Annotated in this window: 21 protein-coding genes; 4 read left to right on the top strand and 17 right to left on the bottom strand. The window is 75.6% G+C overall.

Translation table 11 applies throughout. The annotated features are described in order from the left end of the window. The 12 genes from IF27_RS17765 to IF27_RS17710 all read right to left on the bottom strand — a co-directional run bounded on the left by IF27_RS17765 (position 1) and on the right by IF27_RS17710 (position 13,718). A complete protein-coding gene (locus IF27_RS17765) occupies positions 1–1,242 on the bottom strand; it encodes a beta-ketoacyl-[acyl-carrier-protein] synthase family protein (RefSeq protein ID WP_052850567.1) in 1,242 nt (413 codons plus the stop codon). Continuing rightward, positions 1,239–1,508, bottom strand: coding sequence for an acyl carrier protein (locus tag IF27_RS17760; protein WP_052850566.1), 270 nt, complete (start codon positions 1,506–1,508; stop codon positions 1,239–1,241). The genes IF27_RS17765 and IF27_RS17760 overlap by 4 nt, the downstream gene beginning before the upstream one ends. Continuing rightward, entirely contained in the window at positions 1,505–2,773 is a 1,269-nt protein-coding gene (locus IF27_RS17755; RefSeq protein ID WP_052850565.1) for an aspartate aminotransferase family protein, read from the bottom strand. Before IF27_RS17755 ends, IF27_RS17760 begins: the two co-directional genes overlap by 4 nt. Continuing rightward, complete coding sequence (locus IF27_RS17750) at positions 2,770–3,231, bottom strand: type II toxin-antitoxin system RatA family toxin (protein ID WP_052850564.1); 462 nt, start codon at positions 3,229–3,231, stop codon at positions 2,770–2,772. The genes IF27_RS17755 and IF27_RS17750 overlap by 4 nt, the downstream gene beginning before the upstream one ends. Then, on the bottom strand, positions 3,219–4,475 hold the full coding sequence (locus IF27_RS17745; RefSeq protein ID WP_052850563.1) for a GNAT family N-acetyltransferase: 1,257 nt from the start codon (positions 4,473–4,475) through the stop codon (positions 3,219–3,221). The genes IF27_RS17750 and IF27_RS17745 overlap by 13 nt, the downstream gene beginning before the upstream one ends. Positions 4,476–4,482: 7 nt before the next feature. After that, entirely contained in the window at positions 4,483–5,643 is a 1,161-nt protein-coding gene (locus tag IF27_RS17740) for an acyl-CoA dehydrogenase family protein (protein ID WP_052850562.1), read from the bottom strand. A 39-nt stretch (positions 5,644–5,682) separates the two neighbouring features. Then, entirely contained in the window at positions 5,683–7,011 is a 1,329-nt protein-coding gene (locus IF27_RS17735) for a cytochrome P450 (RefSeq protein ID WP_052850561.1), read from the bottom strand. 297 nt (positions 7,012–7,308) lie between these two features. Then, positions 7,309–9,228, bottom strand: a complete 1,920-nt coding sequence (locus IF27_RS17730; protein WP_052850560.1) for an AMP-dependent synthetase/ligase — start codon at positions 9,226–9,228, stop codon at positions 7,309–7,311. A 99-nt stretch (positions 9,229–9,327) separates the two neighbouring features. Further along, on the bottom strand, positions 9,328–9,981 hold the full coding sequence (locus IF27_RS17725; protein ID WP_052850687.1) for a TetR/AcrR family transcriptional regulator: 654 nt from the start codon (positions 9,979–9,981) through the stop codon (positions 9,328–9,330). 31 nt (positions 9,982–10,012) lie between these two features. Next, complete coding sequence (locus tag IF27_RS17720; RefSeq protein ID WP_052850559.1) at positions 10,013–10,714, bottom strand: formylglycine-generating enzyme family protein; 702 nt, start codon at positions 10,712–10,714, stop codon at positions 10,013–10,015. A gap of 51 nt (positions 10,715–10,765) precedes the next feature. Continuing rightward, a complete protein-coding gene (locus tag IF27_RS17715) occupies positions 10,766–11,653 on the bottom strand; it encodes a helix-turn-helix transcriptional regulator (protein ID WP_052850558.1) in 888 nt (295 codons plus the stop codon). Between the two features lie 841 nt (positions 11,654–12,494). Beyond that, on the bottom strand, positions 12,495–13,718 hold the full coding sequence (locus IF27_RS17710) for an MFS transporter (RefSeq protein ID WP_110945994.1): 1,224 nt from the start codon (positions 13,716–13,718) through the stop codon (positions 12,495–12,497). A 148-nt stretch (positions 13,719–13,866) separates the two neighbouring features. Here IF27_RS17710 and IF27_RS30385 point away from each other — a divergent pair, with 148 nt between their 5' ends. Next, on the top strand, positions 13,867–14,121 hold the full coding sequence (locus IF27_RS30385) for a hypothetical protein (protein ID WP_110945993.1): 255 nt from the start codon (positions 13,867–13,869) through the stop codon (positions 14,119–14,121). Positions 14,122–14,148: 27 nt separating this feature from the next. Here the strand turns inward: IF27_RS30385 and IF27_RS17705 are convergent, their stop codons facing one another. Together IF27_RS17705 and IF27_RS17700 are read right to left on the bottom strand one after the other, a co-directional pair. Further along, entirely contained in the window at positions 14,149–14,685 is a 537-nt protein-coding gene (locus IF27_RS17705; protein ID WP_052850557.1) for an SMI1/KNR4 family protein, read from the bottom strand. Positions 14,686–14,760: 75 nt separating this feature from the next. Next, the gene (locus IF27_RS17700) at positions 14,761–15,597 is read right to left on the bottom strand and encodes a TrmH family RNA methyltransferase (protein WP_052850556.1); all 837 of its coding nucleotides are present in this window, start codon (positions 15,595–15,597) and stop codon (positions 14,761–14,763) included. A 156-nt stretch (positions 15,598–15,753) separates the two neighbouring features. On the opposite strand from IF27_RS17700, the gene IF27_RS17695 reads away from it, so the two are divergent. Further along, a complete protein-coding gene (locus tag IF27_RS17695; protein ID WP_052850555.1) occupies positions 15,754–16,353 on the top strand; it encodes a CGNR zinc finger domain-containing protein in 600 nt (199 codons plus the stop codon). Positions 16,354–16,374: 21 nt separating this feature from the next. Here IF27_RS17695 and IF27_RS17690 read toward each other — a convergent pair whose 3' ends face one another. The 3 genes from IF27_RS17690 to IF27_RS17680 all read right to left on the bottom strand — a co-directional run bounded on the left by IF27_RS17690 (position 16,375) and on the right by IF27_RS17680 (position 18,627). Beyond that, a complete protein-coding gene (locus IF27_RS17690; RefSeq protein WP_052850554.1) occupies positions 16,375–16,617 on the bottom strand; it encodes a DUF2630 family protein in 243 nt (80 codons plus the stop codon). Between the two features lie 97 nt (positions 16,618–16,714). Further along, entirely contained in the window at positions 16,715–17,983 is a 1,269-nt protein-coding gene (locus tag IF27_RS17685; RefSeq protein ID WP_052850553.1) for an FAD-binding protein, read from the bottom strand. Positions 17,984–18,057: 74 nt separating this feature from the next. Next, positions 18,058–18,627 (bottom strand): PadR family transcriptional regulator, encoded by a 570-nt coding sequence (locus IF27_RS17680; RefSeq protein WP_052850552.1) that lies wholly within the window; start codon positions 18,625–18,627, stop codon positions 18,058–18,060. 129 nt (positions 18,628–18,756) lie between these two features. On the opposite strand from IF27_RS17680, the gene IF27_RS17675 reads away from it, so the two are divergent. Together IF27_RS17675 and IF27_RS17670 are read left to right on the top strand one after the other, a co-directional pair. After that, the gene (locus IF27_RS17675) at positions 18,757–19,626 is read left to right on the top strand and encodes an SDR family NAD(P)-dependent oxidoreductase (RefSeq protein WP_052850551.1); all 870 of its coding nucleotides are present in this window, start codon (positions 18,757–18,759) and stop codon (positions 19,624–19,626) included. Positions 19,627–19,889: 263 nt separating this feature from the next. Next, a complete protein-coding gene (locus IF27_RS17670; protein ID WP_052850550.1) occupies positions 19,890–20,669 on the top strand; it encodes a thioesterase II family protein in 780 nt (259 codons plus the stop codon). Position 20,670 lies beyond the last annotated feature (1 nt).

Below are 20,670 nucleotides of genomic sequence, written 5' to 3'. Positions count from 1 at the left end.
TCAGGTGGGGGACAGGACGAGGCAGGCGTTCTGCCCGCCGAAGCCGAAGGAGGTGGACAGCACCGGACGCCGTCCGACGTCCCGTGGCGCCCGGAGCACCAGGTCGAGCCCGGGCGGTTCAGGCGCCGTCGTCGTCGCCACGGGCGGCACCAGGCCGCGCCCCGCGCTCAGCAGCGCCACGACCGCCTCGACCGCGCCCGAGCCGCCGACCAGATGCCCCGTCACGCCCTTCACCGCGGTCACCGGCGGCGCAGCCGCGCCGAAGCAGCGCGCCAACGCGGCAGCCTCCGCCCGGTCGTTGAGGACGGTGGACGTGCCGTGCGCGTTGACGTGCCCGACGGCGGAGGGCGGCAGCCCCGCGTCGGCCAGCGCCAGCCGCATGCACGCGGCGGCCGTCGCCCCGTCGGGCCGTGGCGCGACGATGTGGAAGCCGTCGCACGTCGCCGCGTAGCCCGTGACCTCGCCGTGGATGCGCGCGCCGCGCGCCACCGCCAGGTCCCAGCGCTCCAGGACCAGCACGGCGGCGCCCTCGCCCAGCACGAAGCCGTCCCGGTCGGCGTCGAACGGGCGGCTGGCCAGGGCCGGGTCGCCGCCCGGCCCCGAGCCCCGCGCCGACAGGGCCCGCATCCGGGCGAACCCGGCCATGACGACGCGCGTCACCGGCGCGTCCACGCCGCCGGTCACGGCCACGTCCAGCTCGCCGTACCTGATGCGCCGCGCCGCCTCGCCGATCGCGTCGGTCCCGCTGGCGCAGGCCGTCGTGTACGTCAGGCACGAGCCGCGGAAGCCGTACCGCATGGCGAGGCGGCACGCGGGCGAGTTCGCCATCGTCTTCGGCACCGTGTGCACCGGCATCTGCGCGGGCCGCGCGCCGTGCCGTATCGCCACGTCCTCCATGCTGGGCAGCCCGCCGACACCCGTGCCGACGTGGACGCCGATCCGGTGCGCGGGCACCCCGTCCGCCGTCCCCGCGTCGGCCAGCGCGTCGGCCGCGGCGCACAGCAGCAGCGCCGTGGTCCTGTCGATCTGCCGCAGCTCGCGGCGGCCGATGTACGGCTCCCAGTCGAACGGCGGCACCAGGCACGCGATCCGCACCGGCAGCTCCGCCTCGGCCAGTTCAGGCACGACCGCCGCCGTGGGCCGCGCCGCCAGCACGGTGGCCCACGTCTCCTCCACGGACGTCCCCGCCGGGCACTTGACGCCCATGCCCGTCACCGCCACCCGGACGCGCCCGCCGCTCATTCCTGCCGCCCCAGCCACGCGCGCAGCAGGTCCACGGCCCGGCCCACCGTCGTGGCCTCCGTCAGCGCGTCCACCGGGATGCGCACGCGCAGCGCCGTCTCCAACCGCGCGCCGACGTCCATCAGTTCGAGGCTGTCGATGCCGAAGTCGCCCGCCAGGTCCGTCGTCTCCGTGATGTCCTCCGGCTCGATGCCCAGCACGTCGGCGACCGCCTCACGGACGACGCGCACCAGCTCCTCGCGGCCCGGCGGCCGACCGTCCGTCATGCCGTCGCCTCCCCGGCCGTGCGGCGGCGCCCGACCGCCGTCAGCGCCGCGTCGAGGAGGGCGGCGGCCTCCGCGACGTCCGCCTCGGACGCGACCAGCGGCGGCAGCAGCCGCACCGTCGTGGGCCGCCCCAGGCACGGCGACACGAGCAGCCCGCTCCCCGCCAGCTCCATGACGACGCCGCCCGCCGCCCGCGCCTCCGCGAAGTCGAGGCCGCGCAGCAGCCCCCGGCCGCGCACGGCCGTGACCAGCCCGGGATGACGCCGCCGCAGCCCCTCCAGCTCCGCGTCCAGCGCGGCGGCCAGCACCCGCCCGTGCCCGGCCAGTTCCTCGATCGCCCCGAGCGCGGCGGGCAGCGCCGCGCAGGACAGCGGATGCCCGGCGAACGTCGCCGAGTGCAGGAACGGGTCGGCCGCCAGCGGCGCGTACAACTCCTCGGAGCACACCACCGCCGACAGCGGCATGACCCCGCCGCCCAGCGGCTTGCCGAACAGCACCGCGTCCACCGGCAGCCCCTCGGCCAGCGCCACCGACCGCTCGCCGCAGCGCCGCAGCCCGCACTGGATCTCGTCGGCGATCGCGAAGGCCCCGGCCCGCGCCGCGTCGGCGCACCACCGGCGCAGCACCTCGACGGGCAGTTCCCGCGCGCCGCTCTCGCCCTGCACCGGCTCGAAGACGACGGCGGCGACCTCGCCGCGCGCCGCCTCGCGCGCGACGGCGCCCGCGTCGTCCGGCCTGACGTGCACCACGTCCACCACCGCGCCGCGCAGCCCCGCCCGGTACAGCGGGCTGTGCGTCAGGGCCAGCGCGCCGAGCGACTTCCCGTGGAACCCGCCCCGCACCGCCACGACGCGGCCCCGCCCGGTCGCGACGCGCGCCAGCTTCACGGCGATCTCCACGGCGTCGGAGCCGTTCAGCCCGAAGCACACCTTGGGCAGCCGCCCGCCGAGGTACCCGGCGAGCGCGGCGGCGGCGTGGGCCGTCACCGGGCTGGCCAGGCTGCGGGTCGAGACCGGCATGCGGCCGAGCTGGTCGCCGACCGCCGCGACGACGGCCGGGTGCCGGTGGCCGAGCAGGGTGACGGCGTACGAGCCGAAGTCGAGCGCCGTGCGCCCGTCCGACAGCGTCACGCGGCAGCCGTCCGCCGACGCCTCGACGGCGCCGCGCCCGGCGAAGGAGCCGGTGAGCGCGAGCCCTGGCGACAGGTGGCGGCGGATCAGGTCGAAGACGGCCGGGGCCGTCGTGTCGCCCGCGGGCCCGGTCACCGGGCGCCGTCCTCACCGGGTGCGGCGAGCCTGGCCTGGAGGGCGGCGAGCATCTGCGCGGCGTTCTCGCGCAGGGCGTCCGCCGCCACGGGGTTCAGCATGTCGGCCAGGAGCGGGATGCCGATGTCGAAGTCCACGTGCAGCGAGACGGTGCTCCCGCCGCCCGGCCCCGGCCGCACGCCCCAGTGCCCGGCGAACGCGCCGAGGTCGCCGCTGACCTGCCGGAAGTCGAAGCGGCGGGCGGACGCGTCGATCACCTCGTCCTCCGTCCAGCGCAGCACCGACCCTTGGAGGCGCACCGACCAGGCCGTGGTGCGGTGCCCGGCGCCCCGTCGCGCGACGACCGAGACGGCCTCCACGCTGTCCATGCACTCCGGATACGACTCGACGTCCACGACGGCCTCCCACGCGGCCCCTGGCGGCGCCGCGACGGACAGCTCGACCTCTACTCGGGGCACGGGGCTCGCCTGCCTTCCGGATGCGGTGGGGGAGGGGTCACGCCCGGCCGGGGCGCGTCCTGGGGCCGCCCGGCGTGCGGGCCGAGCGCCGCGGCGACGGAGCGCGCGAACGCGGGCGGCAGCAGGCGCCTGAGCACGGCGCGCGGCAGCGGGCGGACGTGCGTGACGGCGTGCCGCTGCGCGACCAGGCCGCAGCCCAGCTCGACCTTCGGGACGTACGCGGTCTGCGCGAACCTGATGTGGCGGCAGCCCTCGGCGAGCGCCAGCCGGATCGCGGCGTAGTGCACGTTGTGCCACAGCCGCGCGTCGTGGGCCAGCGCGTAGTCCAGCCCGATCCGGGCGCCCGTCGCGCCCGTGCCGCTGAACAGGCACAGGAGGAAGGCGACGAGGCGTTCGCCCTCGAAGCAGGCGACGAGCCGGACCCGCACCCCGGGCGCGGGGCGCAGCGCGGTGAGGAACGCGGCGTCCAGCTCGTCCAGCGTCTGGTCCGCGCGGTCCATCACCTGCCGGTAGAGCGCCAGCATGGACGGCACGAGGCGGGTGAAGTCGTCCAGCACCTCCATGCGCAGCGCGGGGCGGTGGGCGGCGTACTTGCGCTGGTTGCTGCGGGCGTTGCGGCGGGGCTTGGCGGGGAGCGCGGCGACGTGCTCGTCCAACGAGGCGTGGTCGAGCGGCAGTTCGGTGTCGGGCAGGCCTGGGACGGGGAAGAACCCGGCGTCGCGCAGCGCGTCGGCCAGCGGCGCCAGGTCGCGCGGCGCGAAGTCCTTGAACACGACGGTGCCCAGCCGCCGCGCCCGGGCGTACCGCAGGACGGACGCCACCAGCACGCGGGCCAGCGCGTCGTCGTCCGCGCCGTCGCCGCCGTCCCGGCCGCCGAGGACGTGGCCCTGGCCGAGGAGATGGCCGCAGAAGAGCGTCGGGACGCGCAGCAGCCGGGGGGCGACGCGCGCCACCGGGGCGAGCAGGCGGCGCTCGCGCGGGCCCGCGATCCGGTCGAGACGCAGGCCCCGGAAGACGGTCAGCGGCAGGACGGCGACCGGCCGTCCCGCCCGGTGTACGAGGAGGTACGCGTAGCCGTCGGGGCCGATCGCCGCGCTCTCCATGGCGGCGAACACCGCCCGTGACCACATCGGGTCGTCCGGCGGGGCGAGCGCGCGCCACAGGGCGTCCGGCAGGGCGTCGATGCCGGGCAGCACCTCGGCCCGGTACGCGCCCTCTTCTCCTGCTCCCGGTCCTGTCCGCACGGCGCCGTCACCCGATGCGCAGGGGGGAGCCGTGCAGGAAGTCCCGCAGGGGGGCGGCCATCCGGGCGCGGGACGGGGGGTGGAACGTCAGCCCCGCCGCCGCCGAGGCGAGGTAGGCGCCGTCCCCCGAGCCGATGAACGCCATGCCGCCCAGGGCGGCGAGGCAGTCCCGTGTGGCGCGGGCGATGGCGTCCTGCGCGGCGTACCGGGCGGCCAGGGCGGCGGCCAGCAGGGTCTCCGTCCACTCCTCGGTGGCCATGGCGCGGGCGACGGCCTCCACGGCGAGCATCGCCGCGTCGAGGCCGAGGGTGAGGGCCGCCGGGTCGCCGTCGCCTTCGCCCGGCCCGGCTCCTGCCCCGGGTCCGGCTCCGGCCCGCAGGGCGCGTTCGGCCAGTGCCCCGGCCACGCCCAGGTAGGAGGCGGTCATGAGGAGTTCGAACCACAGGAAGCCCGCGAGGTTCAGCGCGTCGGGCACGCCGTCGGCGGCGACGCCGGTGGGGACCACCATGGCGGGGTCGAGCGCGACGTCGGTGAGCACCACCTCGTCGCTCTCCGCCCCGGCCAGGATGTGCGTGCGCCAGAACGGCCGCACCTCCACGCCGGGGGTGTCGGCGGGGACCACGGCGACGGCCAGGTGCTCCACGCCGTCGCCGTCCGCCATGACGACGGACGCGGTCAGCAGGTCCATGGAGCGGGACAGGCTGCACGGCTTCTTGCTGCCGTTGAGGACGACACGGCCGTCCGCCCGCCGCCGTGCCGTGATGTGCGGGCGCAGGATGTTCTGTCCGGTGCGGCCCTCGGCGAAGCCGGAGGCGAGCAGCAGGCGTTGCCCGGCGATCGCCTCCAGCAGCGGCCCTTCGGCGCCGGTGCCCTCGCGCGCCGCGAGTACCAGGCCCGCGACGGAGAAGTGGTGCATCGTGGTGGCCACCGCGAGCGAGGGGCAGCGGGCGCCCACGGCGCGCTGCACCCGCACGGCGTCGAGCGGCGAGGCGCCGAGACCGCCGCTGGCCTCAGGGACGAGGAGGCCGGGGCCGCCCGCCTCGCGGAAGGCGGCGATCGCCGGGCTCGGGGCGCTCTCCAGCGCGGCGAGCGGGAAGGGGGCGAGGGCCGCGTCGAGCCCGGGCAGGTGCCGGTGCAGGGTGGCGCGCTCGCACTGCTGGAATCTCACGGGCAACTCCCTTCGGGGAACGGCTGCGTGGGCCTCGCGTCAGCCGGTGGCGGCGAGCGGCAGCCGCGCGAAGGCGCGCAGGCTGACGGACGCGCGCCGCACCGGTTCGCCCGCGGGGGCGAGCCGGGGGAAGCGTGTCACCAGCTGGCTCAGCAGCTCCGCGCCCTCGGCGCGGGCCAGCGCGGCGCCGAGGCAGTGGTGCGGCCCCGCGCTGAAGCTGAGGACCTTGCTGTCGGCGCGCAGCACGGTGAACGCGTCGGGGTCGGGATGCCGGGCCGGGTCGCGGTTGCCGGCGGCGAGGACGGTGGTGACGTTGGCGCCCGCCGGGACGGTGACGCCGCCGATCTCGGCGGGCCGCGCGGCGATGCGCTCCGTCATCTGGACGGGCGTGTCCCAGCGCAGGGTCTCCTCGACGGCGCCCGGCGCCGCCTCCGGCCGCTCCCGCAGGACGCGCCACTGGTCGGGGTGGGTCAGCAGGGCGTGGACGGCGAGCCCGAGGAGGTTGGCCGTGGTCTCGAACCCGGCGACCAGGATCAGCAGCAGGGTGTCCACGAGTTCGCGGCCGGAGAGCCGCCCGTCGTCCGCGTCCCTGACGGCGAGGAGCGCGGAGGTCAGGTCGTCGGCGGGCCGGGCGCGCCGCCTGCGGACGAGGTCGGTGAAGTAGCCGCGCAGCGCGACCACGGCGGCGTCGGCGCGGCGCCAGTCCTCGGCCGAGCGCACGGGCTCCAGCAGCCGCCCCGCGTCCTGGCCGAGCCGGTGGAACGCCCCTTGGTCCTCCGGCGGCGCGCCGATCAGGTGGCCGACGACGGCGACGGGCAGCGGGTAGCCCACCAGTTCCTGGAAGTCGGCGGTGCCGCCGTCCGCCGTGGCGTCCGCGAACCGGTCGAGCAGGCCCCGGGTGAGCGCGCGTACGGCCGGGAGCAGCGTCCGTGTCGCGCGGGTGCCGAGGGCGCCGCCGACCAGGCGCCGTACGCGGCTGTGGTCGGGGCCTTCGGTGCGCAGCAGGGAGGAGTAGAAGAACCGCGCGCCCGGGTGTTCGCGCCAGTCCGGTATCTCGCGGTCGCACCAGGCGCGTCCTGGCGTGTGGAAGGCGGGGTCGGTGAGGACGGCGTGGCAGTCGGCGAAGCGGGTGAGGACGTAGGTGGCGAGCCCGGCGTGGTGGTGGACGGGCGTGTGCCGCCTGAGTTCCGCGTAGGCGGGGTAGGGATTCTCCCTGCCTTCCGGCGTGAAAAGGGAGAGGAGGGCGGCGTCGGGGCGGGAATTCGAGGCGCTGTTTTTCCCGCCGTCCCTGGTGTTCTCGCCGGGGGCGATTTCGGTGTCCGGGCTGTCGTGGTCGCCGTCCGGCGGGATTTCCGCTGCGTTCTTCATCCCCCCGCACCCCTCCCGGATTCCCCGATCCTCCTGTTGTGCCTGCACGGAAGCCTAACCAGCCACAAGCGGGACACGCCAGGTGATCGGGTGAATCACCCCGGGAATTCACTGGATAGAGAATTGTGCGATGGTGCGATTAGCGGGATTTCCTGGGTGTGAAAGGGCGTGCGAAGGGGCGCGCTTTCCGGAAAAAGTCCCGGGTGTCCGCGACCACGGCGGCCTGGTCCCTGGCGTCCGAAATGCCGTGAATGGCCGTCAGACGCACCGGGACGCCTCCTCGCCCGGCCTGCGCATTCACCGCGCCGGGGCCGGGTAGAGCCCTTCGATGTCCGCCGCGTACGCCTCGGCCACCGCGCCGCGCCTGATCTTCATCGAGGGGGTCAGCAGCCCGTTCTCCTCGGTGAACTCACCGGGCACCAGCGTGAAGCGGCGGATCGACTCGGCGCGGGACACCGCCGCGTTCGCGTGATCGACCGCCTCCTGCACGGCCGCCCGCAGGTCCGCGTCGTCGCACAGCGCCTCCACCGGCGTGTCCCCCGGACGCCCGCGCGCGGTGAGCCAGTGCCGCAGCGCCCCCGCGTCCAGCGTCACCAGCGCGGCGACGTACGGCCGCCGGTCGCCGACCACCATGCACTGCCCGACGGGTCCACGGCCGCGCAGCCGGTCCTCCAGCACGGTGGGGGAGACGTTCTTGCCGCCGCTGGTGACGAGAAGGTCCTTCTTACGGCCGGTGATCCGCAGGTAGCCCTCGTCGTCCAGCGTGCCGAGATCGCCGGTCGCCAGCCACCCGCCGGGCGTGAACGCCGCAGCCGTGGCCGCGTCGTCGCCCCGGTAGCCGCCGAAGACCAGAGCCCCCTTCAGCAGGACCTCGCCGTCGTCGGCGATACGCACCGACGTGCCGGGCACCGGGCGGCCGACCGTGCCGGGGCGCGGGACCGGCGGCGGGACCACCGTGGCCGCCGCCGTCGTCTCCGTGAGGCCGTAGCCCTCGTGGACGGCGACGCCGCAGCCGAGGAAGAAGAGGTTCAGCCGCTCCTCAAGCGGCGAGCCGCCGCTGATCGCGTACCGCAGGCGCCCGCCCAGCGCCGCGCGTACGCGCCGGTAGACGAGCAGGTCGTACAGGCCCCTCGCCAGCCGCAGCCCGGGTCCTGGACCCCGGCCCGTACCGGCGTGCGCGCGCAGCCGTGCCGCCGCGTACGCCGTCGCGACCCGTTCGGCGCGGTCGAACGAGGCGGCGCGGCCCATCCGTTCGGCCTGCGCGCGCGCCATGGCGTGGATCTTCTCGAACAGGTAGGGGACGCCGACGACGAACGTCGGCCGGAAGGAGGCGAGTTCGGCGCGCAGCTCCTCCGGGCGGAGGCTGGGCCAGTGCGCCGTCTCGATGCGCGCCGACAGGCAGGCGAGGTGGATCGTGCGCCCGAGGACGTGCGCCAGGGGCAGGAAGAGGAGCGTCCTCGGCGTCTGCCCGGTGACCTCGCCGAACACCGGCGTGAGCAGCGCGACCAGATTCTCCGTCTCGGCGTGGAGGTTGGCGTGCGTGAGCACGCAGCCCTTGGGCCGCCCGGTGGTGCCTGAGGTGTAGACGACGGTCGCGGGGGTGTCAGGGGTGAGCGCGGCCCGGCGCGCGGTGACGTCCGCCTCGGGGGTCGCGCGTCCCAGGGCGGTCAGCTCGGCGAGCGCGCCGTCCTCGATCACCCACAGCCGTCGGCCCCCGAGCACCTGCCGGGCGGTCCGCGCGTGCCCCGCCGTCTCGGCGACGAGGAACGCGGCCCCCGAGTCCCGCAGAATCCAGTCGAGTTGATCGGCGGACGACGTCGGGTACACCGGCACGCCCTGCCCGCCCGCCGCCCAGATCGCGAGGTCGAGCACGGCCCACTCGTAGCGCGTCGCCGACATCAGGGCGACCCGCCCGCCCGGTTCCAGGCCCGCCGCGACCAGGCCCCTGGCCACCCCCGTCACCTCGCGGGCGAAAGCGGCGGCCGTGACCGGCTCCCAGCGCCCGTCGGGCCCCTTGCGGCGCACGACCACGGCCTCGGGGGCCTCTGCGGCGTTCCGGTACGGGATGTCGGCCGCGCTGCCCGACGTGGGGACCGGCACCAGCGGCGCGCTGCGCACCTCGCGCACCACGCCGTCCTCCCGTACGGTCTCCACCTCGGCGAACGGCGCGCGGGCGGCGCGGCGGCGTGCCCTCGTCAGATCACGTCCCAGGCCCATGGCCGGTCTCCTTCCCGCTCCGCGCCTCCGCCCGGCGGCTCCGCCCTGACGTCTCCCGGGCACCTACCCGGCGGACGGCGCGGGGCGACGGCCGCGCCGTCAGGCGCCCTGGCCCTCCGGGGCCCACACCTGGCCCGCGAGGACGTTCCGCATGCCGACCCAGGTCATGTTCATCAGACGGAGGGTGACGCGCTCGGGCGACTCGCCCGGGTGTCGCTCCATCCAGTCCGTCAGCGAGTCGGCCGCGCCGACCAGCGCGTGGGCCACGAAGTCGGCGTCCAGCTCCGTCAGGCGCACGGCGGGCGCCCGTCCCCGCGTGATCCCCTCGCCGACCAGGCCCGCGACCTCCGCCATCACCGAGCGGCGCGCCGCCGCCAGCTCGGCCGCCACCGCCTCGCTCTGCTCCGGCACCTGACGGTGCAGCACCAGCCAGCTGGCGCGCCGTTCCGCGACGAACGCGAAGAACGCCGACAGGCCCGCCCACAGCCGTTCCTCCGGCTCGTCCACGGCGGAGGCCGCCTCGCGGAACGCGGCCACCAGGCGGCCCGCCTCCCGGCGGACGCAGGCGATGAACAGGCCCTCCTTGGAGCCGAGGTAGAGGTACACCATCGGCTTGGAGATCCCGGCCAGCTCGGCGATCTCGTCCACGACGGCGGCACGGTAGCCGCGCCGGGAGAAGACCCGCAGCGCCGCGTCGATGATCTCCTGCTCGCGTACGCTCCTGGGCAGGCGGCGTCTTGGCTTGTCGGTCACCCGCGCCAGCCTACCCACCGCCGCGCGCACCCTACTCCGCGGTAAGTCCGCCGGTCGGCGCGGGGATCGCGGACCGCGCCACGCGGAAGCCGACGTCGTCCAGGGTCAGCGTCGGATGGCTGCGGCGGCGTACGGAGGCCCGGCAGCTCCAGTGCTCGTCGAACCAGCCGCCGCCGCGCAGCACGCGGTAGGTGCCGTAGACCTCGGGGTCGTAGACGTCCCAGCACCACTCCCAGACGTTGCCCAGCATGTCGTACAGGCCCCAGGCGTTGGGCCGCCTGCCGCCCACGGGGTGGGCGCGTTCTGCCGAGTTGCCGCGGTGCCAGGCGATCTCGTCCAGCTCGCCGTAGCGGGGGCCGTCCGTACCGGCCCGGCAGGCGTGCTCCCACTCGGCCTCGGTCGGCAGCCGGTACCCGTCCGCCGACGGGTACCGGACGACGCCCTCGGGCCCGACCGCCGTGCCGTAGGCGGGCGTCAGCCCCTCCCGGGCCGACAGCGCGTTGCAGAACCTGACGGCGTCGGGCCAGGAGACGTCGCGCGCGGGCAGCGGCGCGTCGTGCGCGTCGGCCGGGGCCCGGCCGGTCGCCGCCCGGTACTGCTCCTCGGTGACCGGCGTGGCGCCGAGGAGGAACGGCGCCACCTCCAGCGTCCACGCGCGCTCCGTCCGCCGGTCCGACAGCGTGACGTGTCCGCCGGGGACGGGGACCATCGTGGGTGCCGCGCGGGTGCTCATGGGCGGGCGATCCTAGCAACCGCCGGGTGGGTCGCCCCTGGTGGGCGGACGTCACACCACGGCGGGCTTCCCGAGTGCCCGGTGGCGGTACTCCCGTGGTGACAGGCCGAAGGCCGCGCGGAAGACGCGGGAGAAGGTGGCGGGGTCGGTCATGCCCCAGCGGGCGGCGACCTCGTGGATCGGCGCCGTGCCGAACACCGGGTCGGTGAGGTCGGCGCGGATGCGCTCCAGGCGCTGGGCGCGTATCCAGGAGGACGGCGTCGCGTGGTGGCCCAGGGTGCGGAAGACGCGGTGCAGGTGCCCGGGGGAGATGTGGTGGGCGGCGGCGATGCTGCGCGGGGTCAGCTCGGGGTCGGGCAGGCTGCGCAGGATGTACGCCTCGATGGCCGGGGCCAGCATGTGCGCGCGGACCTGCGGGGTGCCGTGCTCCTCGGCCTCCAGGCGCTGGGCCAGGGCGGCCGTGAAGAGGTCCACGATCACGCGTTCCAGCCGGTCCAGGGCGGTCGCGCTGTACTCGGCCGTGTCGCGGGTCAGCCGGGTGAGGAGGCCCGTCAGGAGGGCGCCGCTGCCCTCGCGCGCGGGGAATCCGTCGGCGACCAGCCGGGACACGTGGTCCTCCGGCAGGGACACCAGGCGGCGGGGCATTTCGAGATGGATCGCCACGGGGGCCGGGGCGGCGTCGCGTAAGGCGAGCCGTGTCCCGCCGGACGGCTGCTCCGAGGGGAACCGCAGGTGGTAGACCTCGGGTTCTGCCCGCCTCGCCGTCCTGGGCCGCCGCTCGAAGGGCGCCGCCGGGCAGGTCACGGGCCAGACGTGGACGCTGCCGAGACGCAGTGTCCTGGGCTTGCGCGGGGTGGTGTCGGCGGCTGTGCTGTCGGGTGCGGCGACGGGCGCGTCGTGCCGGTGTGTGTGCTGGGTCCGGGCTCGGGTCGTCGTCAACGTGACCTCCTGGAGCTGCGCGCGGAAGAAGGAAGCTCAAGGGAACGCGGAGCGGAGGAGGGGCCGCCGGTGTACTGGGTCGATCGGTGTACTGGGTCGATTTATAGATGATGAGGGTAAACGAACCGTCAACAGCGCCTGCCCGGCCTCGGAATGAGGATGCGGGGACTGGCCGCGTGGGGCAGGCGGCCGGGGCGTGGCCCGGAGCGGGACGAGCCCGCCACCTGGGTGTGCCACGTCACCCCGCACGCAGGCGCGAGCGCGCCGTCAGGCCGAGGGCATGGGACGACGTCCCGCGGCGCCGGTTCGACGGGGCGGCCGGGACGATTCGAGGCAGCGGCTGCCACGGAGTCCGACCGTCCGGGTACGGCCGTCGGCCGCACCGGAGACCTGGCGCCGGGAGGAGGTCACGCGGCCCTGGGGAGGCCTGGGGGAGAGGTGGGGTGTTCCCCGGAGGGACCTCCGGCGCCGGTGGCGGACACCGCCGCGGCTCACTGGCGTGGCCGATCAACTCCCGTCCATGGGCTGGACGCGGAGTGCGGCGCCGTTCCGGGCGGCGTTCGCGGCGGAGAGCGTTCCGCCGAGGAACCGTGATGCCTCACCGGGCGGGACGTGCGTCCCACGTGGTGCCTTCGCGCGCGTCCGCGACGAGGCGCGGCGTCGTGCGGGGCGGATGGTATGTCACCCATGTCGTGTCGTCCTCTCCTTGGCGTGCCTGCCGGGGCCTGGCCGGGTGTTCAGAGCCCTGATCGGCAAGGGACCCCTCCAGCCTGATCGCTGCCACGCCTCCTGTCCTTGACCTCCGGTCCTCGAATTGTTGATCCTCCGTGCCCACCGCCCTTCACCGGCCGTCGGGACGGTGGAGCCGCAGGACGGTCAGGCCCGTCACGGTGGCCATGGTCGCGCAGCAGAGGAAGGCGGCCGTGACGCCCGCTCCCGCCGCGAGATTGCCCAGCACGACGTTCATCACCAGCAGCGGACAGCTCTGCGCCAGCCCCACCACCGCCTGTACGCGGGCGAGATGGGATTCCGGCGTGCCGCCGAGGAGCAAGGGGGCGACATGGGTGGCGAACAGGCCCGTCCCCAGGCCGGACAGCGCCGCTGCCGCACCTGCCGCCACCGGCGAGGAGGCACCGGCCAGGAGCGCCGCCCCGGCTCCCGCCACGAGCAGCCCCCCGGCGGACGCCGCCATCGGCCGCGGCAGCCCGCCCCGCCAGGTGACCCACCCCGCCACCGCCACGACACCCAGCGTCTGTGCGGCCACCAGCAGCCCCGTCGTGCCCGCCGACCAGCCCTGCTGCCGGCCCAACAGCGGCAGCAGCAGGGACGGCACGGGTATCAGGCATCCGGCGGCGCAGGACGTCATGAGGAGCGCGGTCCGCAGCGTCCGGTCGCGCCGCACGAGCCGCAGGCCCTCGGTCAGGTCGCGCCGCACCCCCGTGCTCGCCGGGGCGCTCTCCCGCGTGGTGGCGGGTGGCCTGATCGTGAGCAGTACGGCGAGCATCAGCGCGAACGTCAGCGCGTCGAACAGGGCCACGCCGCCGAGGCCCGCCGCGCCCACCAGGAAGCCGCCGAGCGAACCCCCGGCCAGCGCGATCAGTTGCGCGCCCGTCTGCCGCAGCGCGAGCGCCCTGCCCAGCACGGCGGGCGGGACGAGACGCCGTGGCATCGAGCCCGACGCCGGGAGGTAGAAGGCGTCCACCGTGCCGACGGCCAGGCCGATGGTGATCAGCAGCCACAGCGGGCTCCCCCTCCACCAGACGGCCACGCACGCCGCCACGGCGACCACCAGCATCGTCGCGTCCCCGGCTATCAGCACGCGGCGCGCACCCCAGCGGTCCGCCACCGCACCGCCCACCAGGAGCAGCGCCGTTCGCGGCAGGCTGATCGCGGTGAGCAGCAGCCCGGCCGCCCCGCCGCCGTGCGCCGAGGCCGCCCAGCCGAGGCCGAAGTAGAGCACCGTGTCGCCCAGCACGGAGGCCAGGAGCCCGGTCAGCCACAGGAGATAGGTGCGGGGCAGCCGCTCCACGGGGCGGGCGGTCGTCGCGTCGTCGGTCTCGATCATGGGGCACACCGTAGAGGCCACCACTGACAGTCCGCTGTCGGAAGTGACGCGGAGTGACCGTCCCCGGGGTTCTTTCAGGTCACCCGTTCGGGGGAATTCGTGCGGTGAACCGCCCTGTTCCCGGCGGCTGTCGGAGCAGGATGCGGGCGTGCGAGACGACCCCGTGTACGCCCCGGCCCACCGCCCGTCCTGGGCCCGCCGCCCCTGGCCCGGGTGCGACATCTGCCGCCGCCCGCTGTGGCCCGACACCACGGCCGAGAACAGCCCGCCCGCCTGGGTCTGCCCCGCATGCCCCCGCCCGCAGGGGCGCTTCTGGCACCGGCACACCGGCGAACGCTGCCCGTACGGCTACCTGTCGCCCCTGGCCACCGACACGTCGGGCGGCCTCCACATATGCTGCTGAACCGCCGCGCCCCGGCGGCCCGTCGTCTCAGGCGCGCGCCGCGAGCCGGGCACCCGCGCCGGGCCAGCGCGTGAGTTCGACGCCCCCGGCCGCCATGACCTCCTCCTCCCACCAACCGGTCCCGTCCAGCCAGGACAGCAACCAGCCGCGCAGGGAGGGCGCGTCCTCGAACCAGGCGTCGGCCCAGTCGTCCCCGACCGCGTTCGGCTCGAAGAGGAGCACGGGAGCGCCCTCGCGCAGGCAGTCCACGGCGGCGTACATCCCGCAACCCCAGTCCAGCACCGGCACCATGCCGTGCGGCCAGGTCCCGGCCTCCGCGCGGAGCGCGCGGTACGTGGAGACCACGGTCCCCTCCTCGCCGACGAGCGGCAGCAGGAAGTACTCGGGCCCGAAGCCGCCGTCGGCGACGTGCCGGTACAGCCCGGCCAGCACGGGCGGCAGCGGGAAGCCGAGCAGCGACTCGGCCCGCGCCACGTCCTGTTCACCGACGCACGGGCGCAGGTCCCCCGACTCCCGCTCGGCACGGGCACGGACGCGCGCGAACAGCGTCGGCAGATCGCTCACCTGGGGTTCCCCTTCCTGACCGGATGCCGGGCCAGTATGCCGGGGCGCCGGAACCGCCGTGCAAGAGGCCGCCGTTCAGACGTCGGCAGCCTGGCGGCGGCGCGCACGCTGGCGGGCCGCCTCGTAGAGCATGACGGTGGCGGCGCTCGCCGCGTTCAGCGAACTGGCCGACCCCGTCATCGGGATGCGCACCATCGCGTCGCACCGTTCGCGCCACGCCGCGCTCAGGCCGGTCGTCTCGTTGCCGATCACCAGCAGGACGGGCCCGGTCAGGTCGAAGTCCGCCGCGTCCGCCGAGCCGTGCTCGTCGGTGCCGACCACCGTGACGTCCCGGCCCCCGCCCCGCGCGCCCGCGAGCCACTCCTCGACCTCACGCTGCCCCGGGCTGCGCACCACCGGGAGCGCGAACAGCGAGCCCGTGCTCGCGCGGACGGCCTTCGGGTCGTAGACGTCCGCCGCGTGGCCCGTGACGATCAGCCCGTGGGCCCCGAACGAGTCGGCGGACCTGACGATCGTGCCGATGTTCCCCGGGCTCGTCGGCCGGTCGAAGACGACGCCGAGGAAGCCGGGGCCGACCGGGATACGCCGCAGGTCGTCCTCGGGCAGCGCGGCGACGGCGACGACCTCGGGCACGCCCTCGTCCTTCTCGCCCAGTTCCGCGAGCAGTTCGGGCGCCATGGCGATCTTCTCCGCGGCGGTCCCGTCCAGCAGCTCTCGCGCCCAGGCCGTCGGCGGACGGCTCTCGTCGAACAGCAGGGCGCGCAACGGCCAGCCGTGCGCCACCGCCTGGGAGATGGGACGCACGCCCTGAATCAGGAATTCCCGTTCCCGCTGCCGCGTCCTGCGGTTGGACAGCTCCGCCTGCCACTGCTGGAAACGGGCGTTACGCGTAGTGATCCGCCGAGCCGCCACGCCCAGCAGGCTACACCGGCCGCCGACGGCGCCAGGGCCCGGACCGCCCGCGTCACCGGCGGCGGCGGGCCAACGGAGAATCGCCGGTCAACCGTTAGTCACGGTAGGCTGGGCCCGCCCCCCGGACGGCGGGCGGGCCAGGGAGGGAAGGACGCCGTGGAACGCCATCTGGCACTCGAACTCGCCGGTACCGTGCGGCACGACGGGCAGGGCGGCGTCACCGACGACCTGATCACCCCCGCCGGGCTGACCCACTGGATACGCGGCCAGTCCCCCCTCCTCGACGCCGCCGTCCCCGGCGGGATCACCGCCGACGAGCGGCTGCGCGCCGAGGTCGTCGCCCTCCGCCAGGCCGTCCGCACGCTCTTCGCCCGCGCCGTACGCCCCGGCCCGCCCAGCCCCGCCGACGCGCACCGCCTCCTGCCCGACGAGCAGGCCCTCGCCCGGCTCAACGCCGCAGCCGCCCGCGAGCCGGTCGCCCCGCGTCTGGAGTGGTCGGAGGCCGCCGCGCCGGTGACCGCCGTCCGCTCGGACGAGCAGGACCCTGGCGTACGTCTCCTCGCCGCGCTCGCCCGCGCGGCCATCGACTTCCTCGCCGGGCCCGAGCGCGAGAAGCTGCGCGCCTGCACGGCGCCGCGCTGCGTGCGCTACTTCGTGAAGGAACACGGGCGGCAGGAGTGGTGCAAGCCGTCCTGCGGCAACCGCGCGCGGGCCGCCCGTCACTACCGCCGGGTGCGTGACGCGGCGGCGCGCTGACCGGCGCCGCGTCCGGCGGGCTCAGCTCTCGTAGCCCTCGACCTCGCGCGGGGAGCGCATGGCCGCGCGGTCCGGGTTCTCGCCGAACTCGCCGCGTGCCCTGCGCTGCCGCAGCAGGTCCCAGCACTGGTCGAGCCCCACCTCGACGGCGGCGAGGCGTGCCCGCTCGTCCTCCGCCAGGCCCTGGCCGACGGACCGCTCGCGCAGGGCCTTCTCCTCGGCCACCAGCTCGCCGACTCGGGCAAGAATGTCCTGGTCGTCCATGGCGTCAGGCTAGCCCCGACCCCGGGGTCCGGCCATCCGGCGCAGGCGCCTGCGCGGGACGGCCGGGCGGTCGGGCGGTCGGGCGGTCGGGCGGTGCTCAGCCGAGGAGCGCGTCCACGTACGCGTTGCGGAAACGGCCCACCGGGTCGAGGTCGCGCGCCAGGGCCCTGAAGTCGTCCAGACGCGGGAAGCGCGCGGCGATCTCCTCGGGCGCCGCCGTCGTGAGCTTGCCCCAGTGCGGCCGTGCGCCGAGCGGCAGCAGGCGCTCCTCGACGGCGGCCAGGACGGGCGTGACGGCCGCCGGGTCCCTGATCCAGGTGAAGTGGACGCCGATCGAGTCACGGCCCTGCGCGGGGCTGAGCCACAGCTCGTCGGCCGCGATCGTGCGCACCTCCGACACCTGGAGGACGGGCCCCAGCGCGTCGCCGAGGCCGCGCAGCGCGGCGAACGCGGCGGGCGCCTGCGCGCGCGGCAGGAACAGCTCGGACTGCAACTCCTCGCCCTTGCTGGGCGTGAACTCCGGCCGGAAGTGCGGCAGTCGCTCGTGCGACGGCCCCGGTACGCCCTCCTGCCGGGTGCAGAAGTCGGCGGGCATGCCCGCGATCGGGTGCCACTGCCCCCGCGCGAGCGTCCCGCCGAGCCAGTTCTCGCCCGGGTGCCCGGCGCCGTCGCGGTCCACGCGGCGCTTGAGCACCACCGTGCCGAGACCGCTGCCCCAGTCGGTGAAGGTGCTGACGCTGTACGCCGCGCCGGTGACCGCGTCGAAGTCGGCGGCGACCGCGTCCAGCGGCACGCCGGTCCAGACCCACTGCGCGACGTCGAAGGCGGGCTCGACGTCCAGGGTGAGCGCGGTGACGACGCCCAGCGCGCCCAGGTTCACGACCGCGCCGGGGAACCGGTCGGGGTCGGTGTCGCGCGCGAGGCGCACCAGGTCGCCCTCGGGGCCGACGAGTTCGAGCGCGGCGACGGCGGAGGCGAGCCCCTGCTGTCCGTCGCCCGAGCCGTGGGTGCCGGTGGCGACGGAGCCCGCCACGGAGATGTGGGGGAGCGAGGCGAGGTTGGCCAGCGCGAACCCGGCCTCGTGCAGGGCGGCGGCGACCTCGGCGTACCGCAGGCCCGCGCCGACGGTCACGGTCCCGGCGGCCGGGTCCACCTCGACGCGGCGCGGCAGCCCGTCCACGAGGACCTGGTCGTCGTCCGTGTCCGCGATGCGGTTGAACGAGTGCCCGGTCCCGAGGGCACGGACCCGCCGCGCCCCGGCGACGGTTTGCCGCAGCTCGTCGAGCGAAGCGGGGCGGTGCACCCTTTCCGCGCCGAAGGTGATGTTTCCTGCCCAGTTGTGCGTGGGCGTCCCGGTCGTCTGCATGATCCGACGGTAGTACGGACGGGTGTACGGGCGACAGTTCCCCCCGTACGTGACCTTCGCCCCATTCCCGCAGGTCACGCCTCGTGTTCCGGCGGTGGCGCGGTACCGAACGTCTCGGAGGACATGGGGTCCGTCTCCTCGGCCCACCGCGCCCAGGAGGCGAGCGCGTCGTTGACCCTGATGCCCGCCTCGATGGCGACGCGCATCGCGCGCGCCTGCGGCCCGGTGCCCCACTCGCCGCGGTCCTTGGCGCCCGCGTAGGCGCGCAGCGTGCCCGCCGTCTCCTCGTAGAACGCGCGCTCGGCGCGGAGGTGCGCGCGCAGCGTCTCCGGCTCCATGAGCCAGAAGAAGTACGCGCGCAGCAGCGTCTCGACGCGGAAGGTGTGGTCCACCTCGCCGGCGGCCAGCCAGCGCTTCACCTCGGCGAGGCCGTCGTCGGTGATGCGGTACGCCTTCCGGCCGCGCGGGCCGTGGCTGTCCACCTCGATCAGGCCGCCGTCCGCGAGCCGGGCCAGTTCGGCGTAGATGCGGGGATGCTGCGCGGGCCACACCGAGCCCAGGGCCTCCTGGAAGCGGCGCGCGAGGTCGTATCCGCTGGCCGGTCCTTCCGCGAGCAGGCCGAGCAGACCATGGCGCAGCGACATCAACAACGCTCCTTCGCGATCAACCCCCGGCCCCATCTTGACACGTCCCCTCGCACAGCTACGCTTGGACATGTACAGATGGACATGTCTTCACCACCATATCCATGCCCGGCACAAGGACGGCCCGCCATGCCTCACACCCCCGCCGCGTCAGCGGCCTCCCCCGCGGTCCTGCTGACGGGAGCGACCGGTGGAATCGGCCGCGCGCTCCTGCGTGAACTGCTCGACCGGGGCTACCGCGTCCACGCCGCGGCCCGGAACCCGGCCGCCGATCTCGCCGACCTCCCCGGCGTCCACCCCGTCGCGCTCGACGTGACGGACGCCGCGAGCCTCGCCGCCGCCGCCGAGAAGATCCGCGCCCAGGGCGACACCGGCCTGCACGCCGTGATCAACAACGCCGGGACGATCGTCCAGGGCCCCCTCGAACTCGTCCCGGAACACGAGCTGCACCGCCAGTTCGAGGTCAACGTCTACGGCCCGGCGCTCGTCACCCAGCAGTTCCTGCCGTTCCTGCGCCAAGGCAAGGGACGCCTCGTCAACGTGACGGCGGGCACCGCCCGGCTCACCGTGCCGTTCCTCGGCGCCATCTCCGCCAGCAAGGCGGCGCTCCAGTCGTTCTCCGACGCGCTGCGCGTCGAACTGCGCCCCTGGGGCATCCCCGTCGTCGTGGTCGAACCGGGCGCCACCGAGACCGCCATCTTCGACAAGGCCGCCGACGCCGCCGACGCGGCGCTGGCCGGGATCGCCCCGGAGCGCGTCGCGCTCTACCGCGCCCAGCTCGACCTGATGGACGCCGTGCAGGCCAGGACCAAGGGATCGCCGCCCGCGCTCGTCGCCAAGGCCATCACGAAGGCCGTCACCGCCACGCGGCCGAAGGAGCGGTACACCGTCGGCGCCGACGTCCGCGCCCTCGGCGTGCTCTCGCGCCTGCCCCTGGGCACCCGCGACCGCCTGATCACCCGCGCGCTGGGCCTCCACAAGGTCCCCGCCGCGGGCTGACCCGATCCGGATTCATCCGATCGGGTGACGTGTCCGCCCTGGGGTAGGAATCACGTCGGAGAATCGGCATGTCCCGCCGAGCCGCCTCCGGCCCCTCCCAGGGCCAGGACGCCCGCAACGCGCCGGGCCACGTGCCGGGGCCCTCCTCGGCCCCGGCCGCCGTTCCCCGTACGGCGACCACGTGGCCCGGCGTCCCGTCGGGCGGCCTTCCGGGCGGCCGTCCCCGCGCGCGTCAGCGCCGCCCACCCCGGAGGAACCCCGCCATGACCCGCCCCGCCGACGAGTCCGCCTGGCTGCGCCGCTTCCACCCGGAAGGCCGCGACAACCCGGTCCGCCTCGTCTGCTTCCCGCACGCCGGGGGCTCGGCCAGCTTCTGGTTCCCCTACTCGCGCGACCTCGCCGCCCGCGCCGACGTCCTCGCCGTCCAGTACCCGGGACGCCAGGACCGCCTGCGCGAACCGGCCCTCCTCACGATCCCCGAGCTCGCCGACGCCCTCTACCCGGCCGTCCTCCCGCTCGCCGACCGTCCCCTCGCCCTCCTCGGACACAGCATGGGCGCCGTCCTCGCCTTCGAGATCGCCCGGCGGCTCGAACGGGAGGCGGGCGTCACCCCCGCCGCCCTCTTCGCCTCGGGCCGCCGCGCCCCCGGCACCCACCGCACGGAGACCGTCCACCTGCGCGGCGACGACGCCCTCCTCGCCGACATCCGCGGCCTCTCCGGCACCGACCCCCGCATCCTCGACAGCGACGAGCTGCTGCGCGTCGTCCTGCCCGCCCTCCGCGCCGACTACCGCGCCATCGAGACGTACCGCTACGTGCCGGGGCCGCCGCTCGGCTGCCCCCTGCACGTCCTCACCGGCACCGAGGACTCCCACGTCAGCGCGGCCGAGGCCGAGGCGTGGCGCGAGCTGACCACCGGCCCGTTCAGCCTGCGCCGCTACCCCGGCGGCCACTTCTTCCTGACGGACCACCAGGCCGCCCTCACACGCACGGTCGCCTCCCTCCTGTCCGGCGTCGAAGGCCCAGCTCAACAGCCCTGCTAGC

Source organism: Streptomyces avicenniae, from assembly GCF_000719135.1.
Taxonomy (GTDB): domain Bacteria; phylum Actinomycetota; class Actinomycetes; order Streptomycetales; family Streptomycetaceae; genus Streptomyces; species Streptomyces avicenniae.
Note: the sequence above shows the minus strand (reverse complement) of the source record. Positions and strands in the feature narration are given on the sequence as shown.

Coding starts and splice junctions, on each gene's coding strand:
- IF27_RS17765 (WP_052850567.1), bottom strand. CDS start 1,242: ATGAGCGGCGGGCGCGTCCGGGTGGCGGTGACGGGCATGGGCGTCAAG.
- IF27_RS17680 (WP_052850552.1), bottom strand. CDS start 18,627: ATGTCGCTGCGCCATGGTCTGCTCGGCCTGCTCGCGGAAGGACCGGCC.
- IF27_RS17690 (WP_052850554.1), bottom strand. CDS start 16,617: ATGGACGACCAGGACATTCTTGCCCGAGTCGGCGAGCTGGTGGCCGAG.
- IF27_RS17685 (WP_052850553.1), bottom strand. CDS start 17,983: ATGCAGACGACCGGGACGCCCACGCACAACTGGGCAGGAAACATCACC.
- IF27_RS17710 (WP_110945994.1), bottom strand. CDS start 13,718: ATGATCGAGACCGACGACGCGACGACCGCCCGCCCCGTGGAGCGGCTG.
- IF27_RS17670 (WP_052850550.1), top strand. CDS start 19,890: ATGACCCGCCCCGCCGACGAGTCCGCCTGGCTGCGCCGCTTCCACCCG.
- IF27_RS17730 (WP_052850560.1), bottom strand. CDS start 9,228: ATGGGCCTGGGACGTGATCTGACGAGGGCACGCCGCCGCGCCGCCCGC.
- IF27_RS17735 (WP_052850561.1), bottom strand. CDS start 7,011: ATGAAGAACGCAGCGGAAATCCCGCCGGACGGCGACCACGACAGCCCG.
- IF27_RS17760 (WP_052850566.1), bottom strand. CDS start 1,508: ATGACGGACGGTCGGCCGCCGGGCCGCGAGGAGCTGGTGCGCGTCGTC.
- IF27_RS17675 (WP_052850551.1), top strand. CDS start 18,757: ATGCCTCACACCCCCGCCGCGTCAGCGGCCTCCCCCGCGGTCCTGCTG.
- IF27_RS17720 (WP_052850559.1), bottom strand. CDS start 10,714: ATGAGCACCCGCGCGGCACCCACGATGGTCCCCGTCCCCGGCGGACAC.